Source organism: Flavobacterium sp. FlaQc-48 (genome assembly GCF_044007335.1).
In the GTDB taxonomy this organism is placed as follows: Bacteria; Bacteroidota; Bacteroidia; order Flavobacteriales; family Flavobacteriaceae; genus Flavobacterium.
Window position 1 is genome coordinate 12,636 of record NZ_JBIPCR010000010.1, and the last position, 16,776, is coordinate 29,411.

19 protein-coding genes are annotated in these 16,776 nt (G+C 34.5%); 6 read left to right on the top strand and 13 right to left on the bottom strand.

The window, feature by feature from the left end; translation table 11 throughout:
• The 3 genes from ACHRWY_RS16015 (at position 1) to ACHRWY_RS16025 (ending at position 2,061) form a co-directional block, all read left to right on the top strand.
• On the top strand, positions 1–177 hold the full coding sequence (locus ACHRWY_RS16015) for a hypothetical protein (RefSeq protein WP_395356019.1): 177 nt from the start codon (positions 1–3) through the stop codon (positions 175–177).
• Positions 178–404: 227 nt separating this feature from the next.
• Entirely contained in the window at positions 405–1,028 is a 624-nt protein-coding gene (locus tag ACHRWY_RS16020; protein ID WP_395356020.1) for a PASTA domain-containing protein, read from the top strand.
• Positions 1,018–2,061, top strand: a complete 1,044-nt coding sequence (locus ACHRWY_RS16025) for an RluA family pseudouridine synthase (RefSeq protein WP_395356021.1) — start codon at positions 1,018–1,020, stop codon at positions 2,059–2,061. Before ACHRWY_RS16020 ends, ACHRWY_RS16025 begins: the two co-directional genes overlap by 11 nt.
• A 147-nt stretch (positions 2,062–2,208) precedes the next feature.
• Here the strand turns inward: ACHRWY_RS16025 and ACHRWY_RS16030 are convergent, their stop codons facing one another.
• The 13 genes from ACHRWY_RS16030 to ACHRWY_RS16090 all read right to left on the bottom strand — a co-directional run bounded on the left by ACHRWY_RS16030 (position 2,209) and on the right by ACHRWY_RS16090 (position 12,776).
• Entirely contained in the window at positions 2,209–2,823 is a 615-nt protein-coding gene (locus ACHRWY_RS16030; RefSeq protein ID WP_395356023.1) for a hypothetical protein, read from the bottom strand.
• 9 nt (positions 2,824–2,832) lie between these two features.
• Positions 2,833–4,074: an ATP-binding cassette domain-containing protein gene (locus ACHRWY_RS16035; RefSeq protein WP_395356025.1), complete on the bottom strand. Its 1,242-nt coding sequence runs from the start codon at positions 4,072–4,074 to the stop codon at positions 2,833–2,835.
• Between the two features lie 206 nt (positions 4,075–4,280).
• Positions 4,281–5,135 carry a sulfurtransferase gene (locus tag ACHRWY_RS16040; protein WP_395356026.1) on the bottom strand — a complete coding sequence of 285 codons (855 nt, stop codon included), beginning with the start codon at positions 5,133–5,135 and terminating at the stop codon, positions 4,281–4,283.
• 7 nt (positions 5,136–5,142) lie between these two features.
• Positions 5,143–6,027, bottom strand: coding sequence for a ThuA domain-containing protein (locus ACHRWY_RS16045; protein ID WP_395356028.1), 885 nt, complete (start codon positions 6,025–6,027; stop codon positions 5,143–5,145).
• A 176-nt stretch (positions 6,028–6,203) separates the two neighbouring features.
• Entirely contained in the window at positions 6,204–6,593 is a 390-nt protein-coding gene (locus ACHRWY_RS16050) for a DUF1398 domain-containing protein (RefSeq protein ID WP_395356029.1), read from the bottom strand.
• A 133-nt stretch (positions 6,594–6,726) separates the two neighbouring features.
• Positions 6,727–7,719, bottom strand: coding sequence for an alpha/beta fold hydrolase (locus ACHRWY_RS16055; protein ID WP_395356031.1), 993 nt, complete (start codon positions 7,717–7,719; stop codon positions 6,727–6,729).
• Positions 7,720–7,821: 102 nt separating this feature from the next.
• Complete coding sequence (locus tag ACHRWY_RS16060) at positions 7,822–8,673, bottom strand: mechanosensitive ion channel family protein (RefSeq protein WP_395356032.1); 852 nt, start codon at positions 8,671–8,673, stop codon at positions 7,822–7,824.
• Between the two features lie 87 nt (positions 8,674–8,760).
• Complete coding sequence (locus ACHRWY_RS16065) at positions 8,761–9,198, bottom strand: acyl-CoA thioesterase (RefSeq protein WP_395356034.1); 438 nt, start codon at positions 9,196–9,198, stop codon at positions 8,761–8,763.
• 123 nt (positions 9,199–9,321) lie between these two features.
• Entirely contained in the window at positions 9,322–9,789 is a 468-nt protein-coding gene (locus ACHRWY_RS16070; protein ID WP_395356035.1) for a hypothetical protein, read from the bottom strand.
• Positions 9,790–9,834: 45 nt separating this feature from the next.
• A complete protein-coding gene (locus ACHRWY_RS16075; protein ID WP_395356036.1) occupies positions 9,835–10,497 on the bottom strand; it encodes a hypothetical protein in 663 nt (220 codons plus the stop codon).
• A 142-nt stretch (positions 10,498–10,639) separates the two neighbouring features.
• The gene (locus ACHRWY_RS16080; RefSeq protein ID WP_395356037.1) at positions 10,640–11,914 is read right to left on the bottom strand and encodes a Na+/H+ antiporter; all 1,275 of its coding nucleotides are present in this window, start codon (positions 11,912–11,914) and stop codon (positions 10,640–10,642) included.
• Between the two features lie 38 nt (positions 11,915–11,952).
• Complete coding sequence (locus tag ACHRWY_RS16085; RefSeq protein ID WP_395356038.1) at positions 11,953–12,516, bottom strand: hypothetical protein; 564 nt, start codon at positions 12,514–12,516, stop codon at positions 11,953–11,955.
• 110 nt (positions 12,517–12,626) lie between these two features.
• A complete protein-coding gene (locus ACHRWY_RS16090; RefSeq protein WP_395356039.1) occupies positions 12,627–12,776 on the bottom strand; it encodes a hypothetical protein in 150 nt (49 codons plus the stop codon).
• An 87-nt stretch (positions 12,777–12,863) separates the two neighbouring features.
• Here ACHRWY_RS16090 and dnaK point away from each other — a divergent pair, with 87 nt between their 5' ends.
• The 3 genes from dnaK (at position 12,864) to corA (ending at position 16,764) form a co-directional block, all read left to right on the top strand.
• On the top strand, positions 12,864–14,747 hold the full coding sequence (gene dnaK, locus ACHRWY_RS16095; protein ID WP_395356040.1) for a molecular chaperone DnaK: 1,884 nt from the start codon (positions 12,864–12,866) through the stop codon (positions 14,745–14,747).
• 213 nt (positions 14,748–14,960) lie between these two features.
• The gene (locus ACHRWY_RS16100; RefSeq protein ID WP_395356041.1) at positions 14,961–15,506 is read left to right on the top strand and encodes a DUF6252 family protein; all 546 of its coding nucleotides are present in this window, start codon (positions 14,961–14,963) and stop codon (positions 15,504–15,506) included.
• A 187-nt stretch (positions 15,507–15,693) separates the two neighbouring features.
• Positions 15,694–16,764 carry a magnesium/cobalt transporter CorA gene (gene corA / locus ACHRWY_RS16105; RefSeq protein WP_395356042.1) on the top strand — a complete coding sequence of 357 codons (1,071 nt, stop codon included), beginning with the start codon at positions 15,694–15,696 and terminating at the stop codon, positions 16,762–16,764.
• Positions 16,765–16,776: the final 12 nt, after the last annotated feature.

Sequence of the window (16,776 nt, forward strand, 5' to 3'; positions counted from 1 at the left end):
TTGTTTCAGGTTTCAGGTTTCGGGTTTCAGGTTTTTTGCCACGACCGTGCGATAGCAGACAGGCGAAGCAATTTTACGGATTCAGTTTTAAAAAAACCGGTGTGCATTTCGTTGCTTTGGCAATTGGTTAACACTCATGTTCTCGTTCCTCCGGATGACGAACAGGATCGAAAATAATCTTATGAAAACTAAAGCCCCAGCCCTGATGGGAGCGGCATCCTTTTATGGTGGGGTTCACCATAAAAGATACAGCGGACAGCAGGAAACAGCTCCTGAAAATTAAAATTCCAAAGATCTTCTTTTTCAATAAGAATGACAATCGTGTGACTTTCTTGTTTAAAACAAAATTATCATTTTTTTTGAAACGAAATAGCTTTATCTTTGCCTCTAATAAAAATAAATTTATGAGTTTACGTCAGTATTTAACAAGCCGAGTTTTTTTCGTGCAAGTATTAATTGCGGCAGCTATTATTGCTGTTTTAGGTTATTTGTTTATGCATTGGTTGACTTTTACCACTGATCACGGACATGAAATTGCGGTTCCGAATTTATCTAAACTGACTGAAGAGCAGGTGGAGAAAAAATTGGACGAACTGGACTTAGATTATGTGCTTTTGGATAGTGTTGATTACCGAAGTGAGTTTCCAAAATACAGCGTTGTTGAGCAGGATCCGTTGCCGGGAACGATGGTAAAAGTGGGAAGAAAAATATATATTAAAATTAATGCGTCAGGATTTTCATCTGTCAGAATCCCTGATTTAATAGAGAAAACGTATCGTGAAGCGGTTCCAACTTTAAAAGCTTTAGGCCTTGAACAGGGAACAATTACGTATATTCCGAATCTTGGAAAAGATATGGTTTTAGAGATGCGTTATAAAGGTAGAAATTTAAAAGTAGGAGATCGTGTGCTGAAGGCTTCCAAAATCGATCTGGTTTTAGGAGACGGAAAAGCAACTTATGAAGATGAAGGTCAGGCTGCAGATAGTACAGCTGCGCCAACTACTGAAACCCCAAAAGATGAGCAATAATATTGAAAATTTAGATCTGGAAGACGAATTATTCGAGCATTTCAGGTTTGAAGTCCCTAAAGGTCAGGCGCTTTTGCGTATTGACAAGTATTTAATGAATTTGATCCAGAATGCGACACGAAATAAAATTCAGAATGCCGCTACTGAAGGAAACATTTTTGTAAATGATATTCCGGTAAAATCAAATTATAAAGTAAAACCATTTGATGTGGTAACGGTTATGTTAACACATCCGCCTTATGAAAACCATATTCTTCCGGAAGATCTTCCGTTGAATATTGTATATGAAGATGATGCTTTGTTGTTAATCAACAAAGAGCCTGGAATGGTGGTGCATCCTGGGCATGGTAATTATACCGGAACTCTGGTCAATGCTTTGGCACATCATTTTGATAATTTGCCCATGAACAGCAGCGAACGTCCTGGATTAGTTCACCGAATTGATAAGGATACATCAGGTCTTTTGGTTGTAGCCAAAACAGAAGCAGCGATGACACATTTGGCAAAGCAGTTTGAAGCCAAAACATCTGAACGTGAGTATATCGCTCTGGTTTGGGGAAATGTCGCCGAAGAAGAAGGAACAATCGAAGGAAACCTGGCAAGACATTTGAAAGATCGCATGCAAATGGCTGTTTTTGCTGATCCTGAAATAGGAAAGCCAGCGATCACGCATTATAAAGTTTTGGAACGTTTTGGTTATGTGACTTTGATTTCCTGCAAATTAGAAACAGGCAGAACACACCAGATTCGTGCGCACATGAAACACATTGGACATCCCTTGTTTAATGACGAACGTTATGGTGGCCACTTAATTTTGAAAGGAACTACATTTACCAAATACAAACAGTTTATAGAGAATTGTTTTAAAGCTTTACCACGTCAGGCTTTGCATGCTAAAACACTTGGTTTTGTGCATCCCACAACAGGTGAAATGATGCGTTTTGATACGGAATTGCCTCAGGATTTTCAGGATTGTATTGAAAAATGGCGCAATTATGGAAAGACGCATACGATGGAAGAAGAAGAGAACTAATCAGATAATTTCTTAATAATTTAAAAAGCTCCAAAATTTTGGAGCTTTTTTGTTTTTACTATTTAGGTTTAATTCTTTTTACCCTTAAGATATTAAGTTAGTTAGGGTTTTAGCTTCATTTTCTTAACATCTTAATAGTTAAAAAATCTATTCAATGTTTTTAATTGTAAGATCTATAATTTTTGCTTCGCCGTTGGTTAAGAAACCTAGTTGGCCTTGTTGGCTTAGATTGCTTTTTTCAAGGGAACATTCTAAAAACGTTTTATTATCGACTGAAAAGAATAATTGACGGTTTAAAACCTTAATTTTTACTGTATACCATTTATTATTTTCTAATTTCATTGGTTTTTTAAACAAAGTAGGGCCTCCGCGTTTACCATATTCATCACTGTTTTTATTGTAAACACCTTTTCCGATTACAATATTCTGATCAATTTGATAGAGATAGGTTCTGATGTAATTTTCTTTGTTGATGTTTAACATAATCTCAAACAAAGATTCTTTGGTCATGTTTACCTTAAAAGTGATTTCGTAATTTGCAGGAAGTTTCTTTTTAGATGCTATGACAGCCCAATGCATAGGGCCTCCGGTTCCTGTTAAGGTATCTTTTTTGAGAAACCATTCTTTAGGATTTGAATTCCAATCGGATTTTAGTACCGTACTTTTACTTATTTTGTATTCTTTTTTTGCTGTCGAAATTGTACCACAACAAGAAGTTATCATTAGAGGAAGTACAATTAATAGTATGTATTTAATTTTCATTTTTGTTTTTTAATTTAACTCCGAGTGGTATTTTATTGTACCAATCGATCCTGTTGGATTTGGTAAAAGCTCAAAAACCGAAGTAGGGGCAAGGCCGGATTCGATACGATGTGAAACGTATAAAATACTAACGTTTGTTTCTTGTTTTATCGTATTGATAAGCTGAATGACCAAATCTACATTTTCGTCGTCTAAACCTTCTACAGGCTCATCCAGAATTAATAATGGCGGATGTTTTAGAACGGCACGAACAATCAGGGCCACTCTTTGCTGGCCAATAGAAAGATCGATGAAACGTTTTTTTCTTAAATGGCTCATTTCTATTACTTCAAGCCATTGTGTTACGGTTTGTTTTTGTAAGGTTGTCGGTTCAATATATAAACCGATAGAATCAAAAAAACCGGAAAGAATCATCTCTTCTAAAGTATGGCCTTTTTGAAAAAGGTCGGTCATTGAAGTGGTAAAAATTCCGATTTGTTTTTTAATGTCCCAAACGCTTTCACCGGTTCCTTTTTTCCTTCCGAATAAATGTAAATTCTGTCCAAAACCTTTTGGGTTGTCTCCGGTTATCAAGGATAAAATAGTACTTTTTCCAGAGCCGTTTGGGCCAATTAACTGCCAGAATTCACCTTGTTTTATTGTCCATGAAATGTTATCTACAATTTTACGATCGTCATAACTTACATTAACATTTTCCATTTTAATTAGTACGCTTTCGTGGAAGGAATGCGGGTCAATCGCTTTTGGAATTGCTGCTGTATTTAAGGTTTTAAATTGGCTTTCGGCTTTGGAAATTGGATGTAATTCAAAAGTATTATCTCTAATCTGCGCTTTATTGGGAACAAAATATAATAAATCGACCATACGATTCACGATTTGAATAATAGCAATGTGATCTGATAAGTCTTTTAATGATTCGGATAAAACTACGCGTGAAGCCTGATCTAAATGATCAAACGGATTATCAAAAATGATAAAATCCGGTTTTTGACTGATGCAGTATTTTAGAAATTCTTTTTTACGTTCTCCTGATGAAAAAGTTCTCAATTGCCTGTGTGATTCCGGAGAAGCTTCTACGATGTCATATTGGTATTCTTTTTCTATAAATTTCTCTATGGCAATGTCTGAAAACAAAATACCTTTTTTGTTGTTAAAAATGGCTAATTCTCCTTTAGTTTCGCCGGAAAGTAACGTTTCTATAAAAGCTTTTTTGTTTACCTGATTCGATAAAAGTATATCCCAGTGTTGCATTTCTATATTTTAAAAAATAATTATTTTAATGTGTTGGCTCTATTTTAAACACATACAAGTATACGTTTTGAAAGCTTTAAAAAAAACAGGTATTGCCCTTATTTAAAAACCACATAGTTAGGGGAAAGAAATATGTTTCTTTTTTGCTTTCTTTTTATAAAAAAAATCTATATTTCTATGTGCTAAATAGTATGATGCCCAACAGTTTATTTTGTTTCTTTGGTTGCTAATTCGCGATCATTTCTGGACCATTCGCTCCACGAACCTACATACAGTTTAGGTATGGAAAGTCCGGCATAATCCATCGCCAGTAAAGTATGGCAGGCTGTAACTCCTGAACCACAATGTACAATTATATTTTCGGGATTTTTACTGCCTGTAATTTCAGTGTATTTTTTGGCTAAAACTTCGGTTGGTTTGAAAAATCCATTTTCATCTAAGTTCTCGCTAAAAGGGATATTTATAGCTCCGGGAATATGTCCCGCGATTAAATCTAATGGTTCTGTAAGGCCATCAAATCTGTTTTTATCCCTAACATCAATTACAATATTTTCTTCGCTTTTTCGGGCTTTTTCAACATCATTAATATCGGCTAAAGCCCATTTCCATTTTGAAACCGGATAATTTTGGACTGGTTTAAAATCTTTAATTTCTGAACTTGTTGGATATCCCATTTTTATGGCAGCTTGTAGGCCACCATTTAAAACCTGAACTTTTTCATGTCCTGTGGCGCGTAACATCCACCAAAATCTTGCTGCTGCATTTGAACCGTTTTTATCATCATAAACAATGACATGGTTTGAAGGTGAAATGCCAAGTTTAGAAAGTAGTTCCGAAAATTTTGCTACAGAAGGCAAAGGGTGTCTTCCGCCGTTTGCCGGATTCGTCTCAACGGTTGCCAAATCCCGGTTTAAATCAACAAAACGAGCACTTTTTAAATGGTTGCCCTTATAATTTTCCTCGGCATTGATTCCGGCTGTGGCATCGATTAAAATAATTTCTGATGAATCTTTTAGTTTTAAAAGTTCTTCGGGATTTATAACTGGAGAAAGTTTTGACATCTTTTATTTATTTTTTAGAATTACCTAACCAAAGCAATGCATTGACAATTAACTGACTTTGTATGTTATTTTCAAAAGTATAGGAAAGGGTTTTGTTGGTTCCGTTTTCATAATCAATATCATTATGTCCCATGTTGACATAAAGCATTTTGTAGTTTTTATTTGTCCACACTACCGGATAATAGCCTTCATGCCAAATTTCGTTTGGTTTTGGGCCTGTTCCTAAAGGAAAACTGCTTTCATCAATGGCCACAAGGATTTTTATATCCGGATTTTTTCTCAAATCATTGCTCCATCTGTACCATTCATTTGGTGCCGATTTGAATGTTTCAGGAATGTTTTTAGTTACGGGATGTTGATTTTCAATTCGTAAAACTGCCGATGTTGGCCGCCATGTATTGCTGCCATATTCTCCCGAGCCTAAAAAAGTATTGTGATACCAATTCCAGTTTTGAGGGTAATCAGAACCATTTAAAGCGAAAGCAGAAAAGTGAAATCCTATAAAACCCCCACCATTTTCTATGTATTTTTGAAAAGCTTCGCGCTGATTTGTTGTTTCAGGTCTTGTGTCTAAAAACAGAACAACCTGATATTTTGCTAAAAACTTTGCGTTGAGATTGTCCCAATTGCTAGTCGAGTCGTATGCAAAATGATGCTCTTGTGCTAGTTTTGGAAACCACTTATTGGCTTCATGTACAAAACTAATATGTGCCTGATCATTTTTTGCAGTATAAAAAGCAATTACGTTGAATTTTGAACTGGCTTTTTTGTGTTGTGCAAAACCTGAAAAGCAAATTGAAAATAAGATGATCAGAATAATCTTTCCGGAAACAGCATCTTTTAATTGTAAAATTTTTTTAGCGTTTATAAGAAGCGGGATTTTATTTAGCATAGATCGTCATCTTTTTAATTCTTTCTATAAATCATTTTAAACAAGGCTAATCAGCGAAAGTCTGCGTATAAAAAATAAAAAAGTATTGTTTGTTTTGTCATATCGCAAACAATCCCAATTGCTATAAACAGAATTTGTAGCAATGAAATATTAGTATTGATTTGTCTGATAAAAAGTTAACCCGGAATTTTCTCGATCAATATTTCATTGTTGCCTTTGTCATAGTAAGTACAGGTCATTTCGATGATGTCAACACGCCATTTTGCGATTCCGGACTGGGTGGCATGATTGCAGAAAGTTAGATAATCGGTTTGACCGTCCTGGTGCATGACTAAAAATTCAATAAAACGTTCTTTATTGGCAGAGGGAGCGACCTGAATTTCAGGATATTTTTCGTCTGATGAAACGGTGTAATTATTGACGCCATAATACTCAACATTCCCATTATTGACAAAAGTGTCATATCCTTTTACACCCAAAATGATCAGGTCCTGTATATAATTTGGAAAATCAGCTCCGCTTTGTACTTTGGCGTGTGCTTCTTTTATTTGTTCTAGTGTAAACATCTTATTTTAGTTTTAGATTATTGATTGAAAAAGAAAAGTGTGCCGTGAATTAGACAAATTTACATGAATTTTTATTTGTATAGTAGTGGGTTACTAATTCGTGTCGATTTGTGAAATTTGCAGTTATAAAAAATTATTGTTTTAAAAATACAATTAATGGTTTTATAAATTGGTCAAAAGATTCAATATGCGGTAAATGTCCTGTGTGGGGTATTTCGACTAATTTTGAATTCGGAATTGCTTTTTGCGTTTTTTTACCTAATTCCAGATAATTTCCCATTGTCTTTCTGACTTCTTCAGATACCAAAGGTTTTCCAATGGCTGTTTTATCTCTTGTTCCGATAATTAAAAGTGTTGGGCTTTTCATATTTTTAAATTCGTATAAAACAGGTTGTGTAAAAATCATATCATACATCAAAGCAGAATTCCAGGCTACTCTGGCATAATCGGGAGCAGTTGTCCATCCGGCACCAAGCTCTGCCCATTTCTGGAAATCGGCATTCCATTTTCCATCGTAATAATTCGCCATCTGATAGCTTTTTATATTTTGATAGTTTTGTTTAAGTTCCGATTCATACCACCAGTCAACAGGTTTGTAAGGTACTATGAGTTTCCAGTCTTCTAAACCAATCGGATTTTCGAGTACTAGTTTTTGGGTAGTTTCAGGATACAGTAAAGCAAATCTTGTCGCTAACATTCCTCCCATCGAATGTCCTAAAATAGTGGTTTTTTCGATTCCTAAGTGATCTAATAATTTTTTGGTATTCTGGGCAAATTGTTGAAAAGTATATTGAAAATGATCTGGTTTAGATGATTTTCCAAAACCAATCTGATCGGGAACAATTACTCTGAAACCTTCTTTTGTCAGCGCTTTTATTGTCGTTTCCCAATACGCTCCATTGAAATTTTTTCCGTGAAGTAAGACAATGTTTTTATTGTTATAGTTTTCCGGTTTAATATCCATGTACGCCATTTTTAGATATTGTTGCTGATTGCTCAATTCTAAAAATTGTACAGGAAAAGGATATTCATAATTGGTTAAATTTATATCGAGGGCCTTTATGTTTTCTTGCTGCGAAAAACACAAAAAGGGAAGCAGCAACAATATCAGTTTTATGGTTTTCATTTTTTGAATGTATTTCGTTTGGAGTATTTATAAAATTAAAGTTAACCATTTTAAATTCAAAAAATATAATCTTAAAATTATCAGAAAAAAAATACGGGCCATTTACTGCCCTGTTTTGTTGTTTTTTAAAGTTACCACTTGTTGTGGATACGGAATATCAATATTTGCTTCGTCAAAACGTTTTTTAATGCTTTGCAGTAAATCGCAATACATGACAAACCCGTCTGTAGAGTTTTTTGCCCATGCCCATGCTTTTAAGGTTACGCTGGAATCTGCCAGCGCTACGACACGAGCAACCACCAAAGGTGTTTTTTGCTTTTTATTTTCGGCTGTTCTGGTGTCTATAAAAAGAGGATGCCTGGCGATTTCGTCCTGCATGATTGCTAAGGCATTTTCAATATTTGAATCGTATCCAATGCCAATTTCGATTACCTTACAACATTTTGTGTCATTCATATTGGTGTTGACAATAATCTGGGCGCTGATTACTGAATTTGGAATGATGATTCGGTTGTTTTCGGCATCTTTCAGAACGACCTGTCTTAAGTTGATGTCTTCGACTGTGCCTACAAAATTGTTGATGGTAATTTTATCGTTAATTCGGAAAGGTTTAAAAATGACCAGAAATATTCCGCTTACGATGTTGCTTAAAGCTTGTTGAGAAGCAAGACCGGCAACTATTGAAATAACACCGGCGCCAGCTAAAAAGGAATGGCCAATAATTCTAAATTCAGGAATTTGTATTAAGGCAAAAGCAAATCCTAAAATATAAATTACCGTTATGATTAAATGTTTTAAAAACTTAAAACCAGTTGCATCGTATTCTTTATTAGACTGTTTGCGGTACAGGAGATAGCGAAGTACTTTATCTGTAATAGCTCCCAGAATAATGGTTACAATGGCTATTATGACGATAAAAATGCCTATTCTGAAGTCTGTTAAGTAATTAATCATGGGCTTTATTTTTTAAAAAATCCAAAAAGCAACTATTGATCAATGTGTTTTTTGGATTTTATAATTTACAACCAGTCAGATTTTGTTTTAAAGTCCAACGAAGTCATCACTTTTTGGAAAAATGCTCAACGCCTGAATAGCAATTTCAGGAGTTGGAGAAGCAAGTTTGCGTAGTTTCGTATCCATCCAGGCACCATCAACCGTAATAACGGCACAAAGGGTATCGTCTTCTTTTCTGAATTCGTGAATGATAGACCAGCGCGAAGCATCGGCTTTCATTTTTGAAGTTTTGGTATGAAGGAAGATCTTGTCCGAAAGTTTAAGCTCTTTTCTAAAAATGCATTCTTCTCTAAATAAAACAGGTCCAAAACTTTGTGTTTGCATCACTTTTAGAGTTAAACCCAGTTCTTCGAGGATTTCGATACGATGCTGTGCGCCGAAATCATAATATGCACTATGGCGAACGTGAAAATTTGGATCAAGATCTGACCAGCGAAAAGATAATTCTTTAATGAATGAAGCCATTTTTATTTGTATTTTGTTGAGAAATCGAAATTACAAATAAAAATGTAAACACGATGTTTGAAGATCGAAGTTTAATATTTTCCTATGAGTTATAATTTATCTGCGACGAAAACTTTATAAAAATTACAGGCTTTCGAGATTGTCCCATTCGTATTCTATTTTATTTACTTTTCTGTAATAGGGGATAAGGAGCAGAATTTCTAATCTTAAAGAAAAATGCCCGTTTTGAGTACTAAGAGGAAGTATAAAGAATGAAGCAATACATATTACGATACCGGAAATTGCGTCTACTTTGGCAATTGTTATGGCATTTGGTTTTTCGAACCAAAGCGAATAAGCTGCAAACCCTTTTAAAAACATAACTGCAATTATGAAAAGACCCGTTACGGAATAAGCAGTGTCACTGGAAAATCCGTAGAGCGATACAATTACATTTGGAACAAAAAGGTTCGTAACAAGTGCACCGGCCGCACATACGGATAAAATCATAAAAATCCAGCAGAAGGTTTTAATCCACCAGGGTAAAAGTTCTCTTCTGATTATGGCAGGTTTATCAAATTCGTCAAAATGGCTTTCTAGTTCCTGATTCATTGTATTATTCTATTGATTTGATTTTGTTTTACAAGTTTGGATGCATTATATTATCTGGAAAATAATCAGGATCATGATGGTTATTTGCACACCTAAAATAATCCAGAAAAAGTTTCGGCTTGGTTTTGAGATGTTTTTTAATCCGGTTATGATTTTGGTTTTAATAATATCAGAAAAGCTTACGTTTTCATCCCTGAAATCAACATCATCCAGATTCACTTTTTTAAAACCGTATAGGATGATTTTTTTTAGCCATTTATTTTCTTTAGAATCTCTGATTTCCTGTAGTAATTTCAGTTTTAATTTGGTTTTATCAGCTCCTGTTTTTAATAATTCAGGTTGGTTTGATTTGATTTTGCTCAGTACTTTATCAATGATTGGAAATAATAAAACCTCGCCTTTGTCTGATAACAATCTATTAATAGTTTTTGATATGATATATTTATTACCAAGAGAAAACAATAGAAAAGGAACTGCAAATATAGAGACTACGGTTAAAGTGTAGCCAATTGGCCGCAAAGCGAATAACAGAAGTAAAATGGCCGAACCGTTTGCATGGCCTGTTCCTGTACCGGATTGATAAATAATAGTGCACAGGGAAATAATCGAAATAAAGATCAAAAATAATTGTCCGATGATATTTATTTTAATAAAGCTAAAAGTTGCGCTACCGAATAGTTTTGTTGCATATTTTAAATTGTCATTCATTGAAATTTGGTTTTTTTTAGGGTTGGAAGTTAATGGAGTAAAAATATAGAAAAAACATTACAAATGTTAAAATATATTCTTATGAGATGCTTTAATGCTTAATGTATTTATTTGTAGGTTCTTAACTTGCTGAGAGGAATAATCAGGATTGTGGTTCTTCTTCTTTTACACGATTTAATCTTTTTACAATCCATGGCAATGTGAGTCCTTGTCCGATAAGTGTTAAAAGTACGACGGCGACCGAAATAAATATGATGACAGTTCGTTCGGGGAAAGGTGTTCCGTCTTCCAGTTCTTTTGGGATACCTATGGCAATCGCCAGCGAAACTATGCCACGCATTCCGGACCAGCTTAGAATGATACTGTTTTTGAAGTCTAAAAGGGCATGTTCGCTGACCTTTCTTTTTCGTTTGGTATTTTGAAATGCTTTTTGTAGGTTGATTTTTTGTAGAAATATCCTAACCATTCTAATCAATAAAGCCACAATAGTTATGATAAGGGCATAACCAATATAGGGTAAGATCATGTGGTTATCGATATCTTTTAAAATATACCGAAAATTAAGCCCGATTAAAATAAAGATTAATCCGTTTAGTAAGAAGATAATAATATCCCAAAGGCTTCTGGATTGATTTTTTAAACTTTCAGGGAATATCTTTTTACTAAAACGAGCAATAGTTAATCCTAAAATAACGACTGCAATTACTCCTGAAACATGCAGATGCTCAGCAACTAAGTACGTTACAAAAGGCATTAAAAGCATAAAGCTAATTGTGACTTCTATATTTTTTTTGTGCACTTTGCTTAATATAAAAGCCAGAATTTTTGCCATTACAAAACCTACCAGAAAACCGCCTCCAAGTAATAATACAAAGTGCAAAGCTGCTTTCCAGATAATAAATGCAGATCCCATTACGGCTGCCACTGCAAAACGATATGCAACCAGTGCCGATGCGTCGTTGATAAGACTTTCGCCCTCAAGAATAGTTAAAGTTTTATGAGATAAGTTTAATCCTTTTGTAATGCTTATTGCTGCTACAGCATCTGTAGCAGAAAGTATCGATCCTAATACAAATGCCAATGGCCAGGTCATTCCGGAAATCATATAACGGGCTACAACCGCAATGCCTATTGTAGTCAGGAAAACTAATGATATGGCTAAGGTGCTGATGGTATTAATATTCGTTTTGAAATCTTTAGGTGAGATATTAAACGAAGCATCGTATAATAATGGCGGAAGAAAAATCAGGAAAATAATTTCCGGATTGATTTCTATTTCGCCCATAGATGGAATAAAGCCAATTGCAATTCCGGCAATAACAAGTAATATTGGATATGGTAGTTTTATTTTGTGTGCAAAAGCCGAAAGGCCTATTACGATGGTGAGGATAAAAATAATAATGCTGTAATTTTCCATTATTGTTCTTTAATAAGTGATGTTATAGTTGATTTTGATTAATCGAAGTCATACCATCTTGGGAGTTCTTCATCTTCAGGGGTATCTGTTGGAAATATTTTACTAAGTCGGTAAATCATTTCTACTTTAATAATAGGATCTTCTGAGTTTTCTGCTAAATCTTTTATGGCATCAATAGCTTCTTTTGTTCCAATACTTTTTAAAGCATGTCCGCATTGATTTATAAATTGTCCTGTTCCGGTGCTGTAAGCTTCTAGAAAAGGAAATTTCTGTTGCATTGCGATTTTAATTGCAGGCACGCTTGATGGGTGCTGTCTCCATTGCAAATTGTGAATAATATCGTGATATTTTTCATGCCAAGGTTCTAATAATATTTCGTGAAGCAGATCTATACAGTCATCATCTTCGTCTATTACCCAAAGTAATAAAAGACAAAACTCCATGTCATCACTATTTTTAGAAGCTATAATATCTTTTATAATTTTTCTGCCTATTTCATTTTTGGATTCTATTGGAAAAGGGAGTTGTTCTATTATTTCTAATTTTGAGCGTCTGCTTTTTTTTAAGTGCTCTGCAAAATCGTTTCTTAATTTTTCTATCATGACGTGTAAGTATGAATTTTGTTTGGGCTAAATATAATTATTTAAACATTAATCATACATAAAACTCTAATGAAAATGACGCCCCTAGCCCCGATAGAAGCGATATCCTTTTATGGCGGGGTTCGCCATAAAAGATATAGCGGATAGCGGGAAACAGCTCCTGATAATGACACGTAAAGTACTGATATGCCACGAATGTCAGGTTTTAAAAATGTCATGTTGTCAGATTGTTTTAAGCGTGCCGACAGTAAAACTGACATTTTTCTTTTGTTTTTTATATTGGCACAAAGATTGACTTATGCCACGTGAGTTATTAAATTAGTATATCAAAATTAAATATATAAAAAATGGGTAAAATAATCGGAATTGACTTAGGTACGACGAACTCTTGTGTTTCTGTAATGGAAGGTAACGAAGCAGTTGTTATTCCTAACGCAGAAGGAAAAAGAACAACGCCATCTATCATCGCTTTTGTTGAAGGTGGTGAAATTAAAGTAGGTGATCCTGCAAAAAGACAAGCAGTAACGAATCCTACAAAAACGATTGCTTCTATTAAACGTTTTATGGGACACACTTTTGCTGAAACTCAGGAAGAGGCAAAAAGAGTTCCTTACAGTGTTGTAAAAGGTGACAACAATACGCCACGTGTGGATATTGACGGTCGTTTATACACTGCTCAGGAGTTGTCTGCTATGACACTTCAAAAAATGAAAAAAACTGCTGAAGATTATTTAGGTCAAACTGTAACTGAAGCGGTTATTACTGTTCCTGCTTACTTTAACGATGCACAACGTCAGGCTACTAAAGAAGCTGGTGAAATTGCTGGTCTTAAAGTGATGCGTATCATCAATGAGCCAACTGCAGCTGCACTTGCTTACGGATTAGATAAAAAAGGTACAGATCAAAAAATTGCTGTTTACGATTTAGGTGGAGGTACTTTTGATATCTCTGTTCTTGAATTAGGAGACGGAGTTTTCGAAGTATTGTCTACAAATGGTGATACTCACTTAGGAGGAGATGATTTTGACCAGGTTATTATTGACTGGTTAGCTGACGAATTCAAAACTGAAGAAGGTATTGATTTACGTTTAGATCCAATGTCATTGCAACGTTTGAAAGAAGCTGCAGAGAAAGCAAAAATTGAATTATCATCTTCTGCTGAAACTGAAATCAACTTACCTTACGTAACAGCTACTGCTTCAGGACCAAAACACTTAGTTAAAAAATTATCAAGAGCTAAATTTGAGCAATTATCTGATACTTTAGTAAAACGTTCTATGGAGCCAGTTGCTAAAGCATTAAAAGATGCAGGTTTATCTACATCTGATATCGACGAAGTTATCCTTGTAGGAGGTTCTACCCGTATGCCAAGAATCGCTGACGAAGTGGAGAAATTCTTTGGTAAAAAAGCATCTAAAGGAGTTAATCCTGATGAGGTTGTTGCTATTGGAGCAGCTATTCAAGGTGGAGTTTTATCCGGAGATGTAAAAGATGTATTGTTACTTGACGTAACTCCTCTTTCTTTAGGTATCGAAACTATGGGTGGTGTATTGACTAAATTAATTGAGTCTAACACAACTATTCCAACTAAAAAATCACAAGTATTCTCTACTGCTGCTGATTCTCAACCATCTGTTGAAATTCACGTATTACAAGGTGAAAGAGCAATGGCTGCTGATAACAAAACTATCGGTCGTTTCCACTTAGATGGTATTCCACCAGCACCAAGAGGAGTTCCTCAAATCGAGGTTACTTTTGATATTGATGCGAATGGTATCATCAAAGTTTCTGCAACTGATAAAGGAACAGGAAAATCTCACGATATCCGTATCGAAGCTTCTTCTGGATTAACAGCTGAAGAAATCGAAAAAATGAAAAAAGATGCTGAAGCTAACGCTGACGCTGACAAAATAGCTAAAGAAAGAGCTGAGAAATTAAACGAAGCTGACAGCATGATCTTCCAAACTGAATCTCAATTGAAAGAGTTAGGAAGCAAATTAGCTGACGACCATAAAGTTGCTGTTGAGTACGCTTTAACTGAATTGAGAATGGCTCACCAGTCTCAAGACATTCCAGCTATTCAAACTGCTCTTGACAACATCAATGCAGCGTGGAAAACAGCTACAGAAGCTATGTATGCTCAAGGTGATCAAGGTCAACAAGCAGCTCCACAACAAGAGCAATCACAAGGAGACAATGTTGAAGACGTTGAATTCGAAGAAGTAAAATAATTCTTTGGTATTAAGTAATTAGTACAAAAAATATTAAGATTGAAAACCGGGTCAGAAATGGCCCGGTTTTTTTTGTTTCTATTTTAAATTAGGTCAGAATCTTTATTGAAATGGGCTACTTTATTCCGATTATTTTTTAAGAATGAGGTTTTCCGCAATTTTATTCAGTTTTTTAGTGTTTAATTTGAATAAAATTAACCCAAAAAAATAAGGATGAAAAAACTTTTAAGTATTGCATTATTATCATTATCAGTTTTATTTGTAAGCTGTAGCAGTGATGAAAGCAGTGACAGCAGTAATGGTTCAATTTCTGCTACTATTAATGGTAAGGAATGGAAACCAGCAAAAATAATCAACGTAAGTTTAATTAAAGTTCCGGGCCAGGGACAACGTTTTGATATTAGTGCTCAGGACAATTCGCAAATGCTTTCGATGGCATTTGAAAGTGAGTTAACCGCTGATGATTCAATGCCAATAAAAGCATATAATTTTTATGAAGATCAGGATGATAAAGTGAGCAACGCTTTGTTTTTAAATACGTATTTAATCGATGGGAACACTTATACGGAGCATTTTCCGGAATCGGGAAAAATTACTGTAACCGCAATAGATGCTAAGAAAAAAATAATTTCGGGAACGTTTAGCTTTAAAAATGTAAAAGGAGGAGCGCTACAAACCAAAGTAGTAACTCCGGAAGTAGTAGAAGTAACAAATGGTGTATTTACAAATTTGCCTTACAAAGTAATTAGTACACCTTAAACGGGTATATAAAATTTAAAAAGACCAGCTCAAAAAAGGACTTGGTTTTTTTATTTAAATTGTTGGTAGAAACGCACGGTAGTGCGTTTTTTTGCATTTTTATCACTTCAATACTATTCACAAAATGACAATTGTCATTCCTCATTCAGATTCTTTTTCGTAATATTACTATTGTAAATATTTTTGAATGAGAAAGATAAAATACAAGAAAGGACGTAAGCTACAACACATTACTTTAGAGTATACAGGAACACACAAAGAGCATGAAACAGAGATTCAGCTTTTTGTATATGACGATGCAGATGTTATTGAATATGATAAGTTTACAGTAGCGGCATTAAATTCTTGTTTTGATTATACAAAGAATAACTGGCTCAATGTTCACGGATTAAACGATATTGGTTTGCTTAAAATAATTGGTGCTCATTTTAAGCTGGATGACTTTTTACTGGCAGATATTTTAAATACTACCAAACGAACCAAGCTGGAAGAACAGCAGGATATTTTATTTTTTAATATAAAATCGCTGTTGCCTTCTGAATATTCGGATAATATTAGTGTCGAGCAAATTAGTTTTATTCTGAAAGAGGGTATTCTAATTTCTTTTCAGGAAAAACGAAGTGATTTTTTTGCCCACATTCGCGAGCGGCTTCGTACACATGCAGGAATTGTAAGAACTAAAAAAGTAGATTATTTGCTCTATTTGTTATTAGATGCGGTAATCGAAAATTTTTACATTACAATAGAAGATGAAGAAGAAAAAATTGAAGAATTAATCAATTTAACTAAAAAAGGTGCTGATCCGGTAATATTAGAAAAGATTGAAAATCACCGTGATAATTTTAATTTCTTAAAACGATCCATCATTCCGCTTCGGGATTCGCTGTATTATCTAAAAACAATTAAAGATGATGATACCAGTACTTTAATTCAAAAAGACACCTTTAATTTTTTCATTCGATTGCACCAGAAAAGCCTGGAGCTTTTAGAGCAAATCGAGTCCGATATGAGTTCATTAGAAAGTGCTTCCAATTTTTATTTCTCGGAACAAAGCCGGAAAATGAATGAAATTATGAAAACGCTCACCATTATCTCAGCTATATTTATTCCGCTTACCTTTATTGTGGGAGTATACGGTATGAACTTTGAGAACATGCCCGAACTTCGATATAAATATGGCTATCACAGCGTTATGATTGCTATGTTTTTTCTGGTTATTGCCCTGATTATTTATTTCAAAAAAAGACGTTGGTTTTAACATTCGTTTAGT

Bases quoted from the DNA above. Each gene is read 5' to 3' on its own strand.
- ACHRWY_RS16090 (WP_395356039.1), bottom strand. From the start codon at position 12,776: ATGTCAGTTTTACTGTCGGCACGCTTAAAACAATCTGACAACATGACA.
- ACHRWY_RS16055 (WP_395356031.1), bottom strand. From the start codon at position 7,719: ATGAAAACCATAAAACTGATATTGTTGCTGCTTCCCTTTTTGTGTTTT.
- dnaK (WP_395356040.1), top strand. From the start codon at position 12,864: ATGGGTAAAATAATCGGAATTGACTTAGGTACGACGAACTCTTGTGTT.
- ACHRWY_RS16085 (WP_395356038.1), bottom strand. From the start codon at position 12,516: ATGATAGAAAAATTAAGAAACGATTTTGCAGAGCACTTAAAAAAAAGC.
- ACHRWY_RS16045 (WP_395356028.1), bottom strand. From the start codon at position 6,027: ATGCTAAATAAAATCCCGCTTCTTATAAACGCTAAAAAAATTTTACAA.
- ACHRWY_RS16030 (WP_395356023.1), bottom strand. From the start codon at position 2,823: ATGAAAATTAAATACATACTATTAATTGTACTTCCTCTAATGATAACT.
- ACHRWY_RS16050 (WP_395356029.1), bottom strand. From the start codon at position 6,593: ATGTTTACACTAGAACAAATAAAAGAAGCACACGCCAAAGTACAAAGC.
- ACHRWY_RS16080 (WP_395356037.1), bottom strand. From the start codon at position 11,914: ATGGAAAATTACAGCATTATTATTTTTATCCTCACCATCGTAATAGGC.
- ACHRWY_RS16070 (WP_395356035.1), bottom strand. From the start codon at position 9,789: ATGAATCAGGAACTAGAAAGCCATTTTGACGAATTTGATAAACCTGCC.
- ACHRWY_RS16040 (WP_395356026.1), bottom strand. From the start codon at position 5,135: ATGTCAAAACTTTCTCCAGTTATAAATCCCGAAGAACTTTTAAAACTA.
- ACHRWY_RS16075 (WP_395356036.1), bottom strand. From the start codon at position 10,497: ATGAATGACAATTTAAAATATGCAACAAAACTATTCGGTAGCGCAACT.
- ACHRWY_RS16025 (WP_395356021.1), top strand. From the start codon at position 1,018: ATGAGCAATAATATTGAAAATTTAGATCTGGAAGACGAATTATTCGAG.
- ACHRWY_RS16065 (WP_395356034.1), bottom strand. From the start codon at position 9,198: ATGGCTTCATTCATTAAAGAATTATCTTTTCGCTGGTCAGATCTTGAT.
- corA (WP_395356042.1), top strand. From the start codon at position 15,694: ATGAGAAAGATAAAATACAAGAAAGGACGTAAGCTACAACACATTACT.
- ACHRWY_RS16020 (WP_395356020.1), top strand. From the start codon at position 405: ATGAGTTTACGTCAGTATTTAACAAGCCGAGTTTTTTTCGTGCAAGTA.
- ACHRWY_RS16100 (WP_395356041.1), top strand. From the start codon at position 14,961: ATGAAAAAACTTTTAAGTATTGCATTATTATCATTATCAGTTTTATTT.
- ACHRWY_RS16060 (WP_395356032.1), bottom strand. From the start codon at position 8,673: ATGATTAATTACTTAACAGACTTCAGAATAGGCATTTTTATCGTCATA.
- ACHRWY_RS16035 (WP_395356025.1), bottom strand. From the start codon at position 4,074: ATGCAACACTGGGATATACTTTTATCGAATCAGGTAAACAAAAAAGCT.